At 70.1% G+C, this 3294-nt stretch carries 2 protein-coding genes; both read right to left on the bottom strand.

Going from position 1 to position 3294, the window contains the following annotated elements; all coding sequences use genetic code 11:
- Positions 1-1985, bottom strand: a 1985-nt coding sequence (locus tag ACE3UY_RS07165; RefSeq protein ID WP_374686858.1) for a protein kinase, incomplete at its 3' end; no start/stop codon positions are given.
- A gap of 32 nt (positions 1986-2017) precedes the next feature.
- On the bottom strand, positions 2018-3064 hold the full coding sequence (gene ltaE, locus ACE3UY_RS07160) for a low-specificity L-threonine aldolase (RefSeq protein ID WP_374686857.1): 1047 nt from the start codon (positions 3062-3064) through the stop codon (positions 2018-2020).
- Positions 3065-3294 lie beyond the last annotated feature (230 nt).

Below are 3294 nucleotides of genomic sequence, written 5' to 3'. Positions count from 1 at the left end.
GCCAGTTCGACGTTGGCCGTGCCGTTCGGTGGCAGGGGGACGCCCTTGCGGTCGCCGCGGAAACGGATCAGCCCTTGAAGATCGCGCCCGGTCACGTCGAATTCGGTCGCCGTGTTGCCTGTGTTGTGGATGGCGACCATCACCCGGCCGGGCATGCGCACCTCCGCCGGCTCCATCGTCGCCTCGAACATGGTGAAGCTGCTGACGCTCAGCGTGGCCGTCGTCCCCACCCGCGCATTGGGGTAGCGCTGCGAGACCAGCTCGATGCGCACCCGCTGGCGGCCGGACGGCGTGCCCTGCCGGCGCGGCGGGTGGACGGCGAACGGGATGGAGATCGTCTGCCCGGCCGGCAACTCCACAAAGTCGGCCGGCGCTTCCACCCACGACGGATCGATGCCGTGCACGCGCAGCGTCACCCGGTCGTCCTGGTCGCCGCGGTTCTCCACGTCCGCCTTCACCTCGACCCGCTGGCCGGGATCGGCGGCGATGGTGTCGCGCGCCAGGTGGATGGCCAACGGCACGCCCGGCTGCGGCGTCGGCGGCGCGGTCGGCTGCTCAGCCGTCACGCGCATCGTCCCGGCCGAAGCGGGTGGCGGCGCGGACGGCCGTGAGGGAGACGACGGGGGCGAGGAGGATAGGGGGTTGGCGACCGGCGGCGCGGCAACGGCCATGCCGATCAACCCCGGCGTGATCGGGCCGGAGACGTGTTCGCCCGTCTCGCCCACCGCCGGGGCCGATGGCGCTTCCGGCCCCTGCAAGATCATCTCATACGGCCCGATGCGCAGCACCGACCCGACGGAGAGGGGCGTCGGCTCCTCCGGCCGCAGCCGGTGCTCGTCCAGCCACGTGCCGTTGACCCCACCCAGATCGACCGCTTCCCAGCCCAGCGACGTGGCCTGCAGCCGCGTGTGGTGGCGCGAGACGCCGTCGGCCGGCAGCACGATGTCGTTGTCCAAATTGCGGCCCAGGGTGATCACCGACCGCGTCAGCGGAACCAGACTGTCGGCGTGGCCGGGCGTCTGGATTTGCAGCTCGTAGCCGACCGGCGGCTCAGCCACCTTGTCGAGGATGTCAAGCTCCTGATGCAGCATGACCCGCGTGGGCAGCCCCTCCAGGGCGACGAAGGCGCTGCGCAGCGCGTTGGCCATCTCCGCCCCGCTGGCGAAGCGCTGGTCGGGCGACTTGGCCATCGACCGGGCCAGCAGCATGTCAATGATGGGCGGCGCTTCGGGCCGCAGGGTGCTGACCGGCGGCGGCTCTACGCCGTTGTGGTGGGCGGCGATGGCCTCGGTCAGGCTCTGGAAGGTGAAAGGCAGCTTGTTGGCGACCAGTTCGTAGAGGACGACGCCGAGCGAGTACAGGTCAGAGCGCCCGTCTAACTCACGCCCCTCGCACTGTTCCGGCGACATATAGGTCGGCGTGCCCACGGTCGCGCCGCTCTGGGTCAGGCTCGTCCCCTCTTGCAGCTTGACCAGGCCGAAATCGGTCAGCAAAGCGCGGAAGGGCTGCATGCCCGCCTCGGCGGCCTGCCCCAGCCGTTTGAGGATGATGTTGCCCGGCTTCACGTCGCGATGGATGATCTTGCGCTGGTGAGCATAGTCCAGCGCCTCGGCGATCTGGATGCCGATCTGGAGGCATTGGGCCAGCGGCAGGAACTTCTGCAACCGTTGCAGCCGGCGCAGGTGGTCGCGCAGGCTGCCGCCGTCCACGTACTCCATGGCGATGAACAGCCCTAGTTCAGACTCACCGAAATCGTAGACGCGGACGATGGACGGGTGGTCGAGCTGGGCCGCCGTGCGCGCCTCCTGCACCAGCCGGGCGCGAAACTCCGGCTGCCGGGCGAAGTGGCTGTGCATCAGCTTGATCGCCACCTGGCGCTCCAGATTGATGTCCGCGGCGCGATAGACCGTGCCCATGCCGCCGTCGCCGAGCAGCGCGTCGAGGCGGTAGCGGTTGTTCAGCGTTTGACCAATCAGGTTGGTCATCCAGGCCTCCTAGCCAGACAAGTGCGCGGCCCCTACGCCGCCGCCAGAATTGTTTGCAGCCCGCTCAGAAATACCTGTACGTCGTCCGCCCCAATCCAGTAATGCGTGACCGCCCGAAAGCCGCGCGACCCGTTCGCGCCCACCCAGACGCCGGCCGTCTCGCGCAGCCGCTCGGCCACCTGCTCCGCGGACAGCGGCACGTCGTCGGCCAGCTCGAAGAAGACCATGTTGGTGCGCACCATGGCCGCGTCCACGCGCACGCCGGGCAGCCGGGCCAGCCCCTCGGCCAGCAGACGGGCGTGGGCGTGGTCGTCCGCCAGCCGCTCGACCATCTCGTTCAGGGCCACGATGCCGGCCGCGGCCAGAATGCCCGCCTGGCGCATGCCGCCGCCCACTAGCTTGCGCGCCCGGCGCGCCCGCTGGATGAAGTCGGCCGGGCCGCACAGCACCGAGCCGACCGGCGCGCACAGCCCCTTGCTTAGGCAGAAGGTGACCGAATCGACGTGCCGGGCGATCTGCGCCGCGTCGATGTCCTGGGCCACAGCGGCGTTGAACAGCCGCGCCCCGTCCATGTGCAGCGCCAGCCCATGCCGCCGCGCCACCGCCTCGATCTCGGCGAAGTAGGCCGGCGGCAGCGGGTAGCCGTGCCTAGCCCCATAGCTGTTCTCGACCAGCACCAGCCGGCTGCGCGGCAGGTGGGGGTCGTCCTCGCGCACGGCGTCTTCGACCTCGCCCGGATCCATCCGGCCGCAGGCGTCGGTCGGCAGCGGGTGCGGCATCACCCCGCCCAGCGCGGCCATGCCGCCCGCCTCCCAGCAATACACGTGCGAGTCGGCCCCCAGAATGGCTTCGTCGCCGCGCCCGGCGTGGGCCAGGACGGCCGCCAGGTTGCCCATCGTGCCACTGGCGACGAACAGGCCCGCCTCCTTGCCCACCCGCGCCGCGGCCAGCGCTTCCAGTTCGTTGACGGTCGGGTCTTCGCCATACACGTCGTCGCCGACGGGCGCGGCGGCCATCGCCGCGCGCATGGCCGGCGTGGGCCAGCTGACGGTATCCGACCGGAAGTCAATCCTGTCCATACCCTTAGTTTACGTCAAGCTGTGCAAGTTGCATAGACCTCTGAGGTTTGCGGCAAACCTCAGAGGTCTGGTAGGCTACACTCCCCACGCCTCGCCAAATGCCACCCCCGGTTGGACAAACAGATCGGCCGGCGCGGCCTCCGGCACGAGCAGCCGCAGCGCCCCCGGCCGCAACTCGCACGTCAGCGGCGTATACCCCGCCCACTCCCCATCCGTCTGGCAGGGCATCT

Origin of the sequence: Promineifilum sp. (SeqCode) (assembly GCF_041918635.1) — a bacterium.
Classification (GTDB): domain Bacteria; phylum Chloroflexota; class Anaerolineae; order Promineifilales; family Promineifilaceae; genus Promineifilum.
Note: the sequence above shows the minus strand (reverse complement) of the source record. Positions and strands in the feature narration are given on the sequence as shown.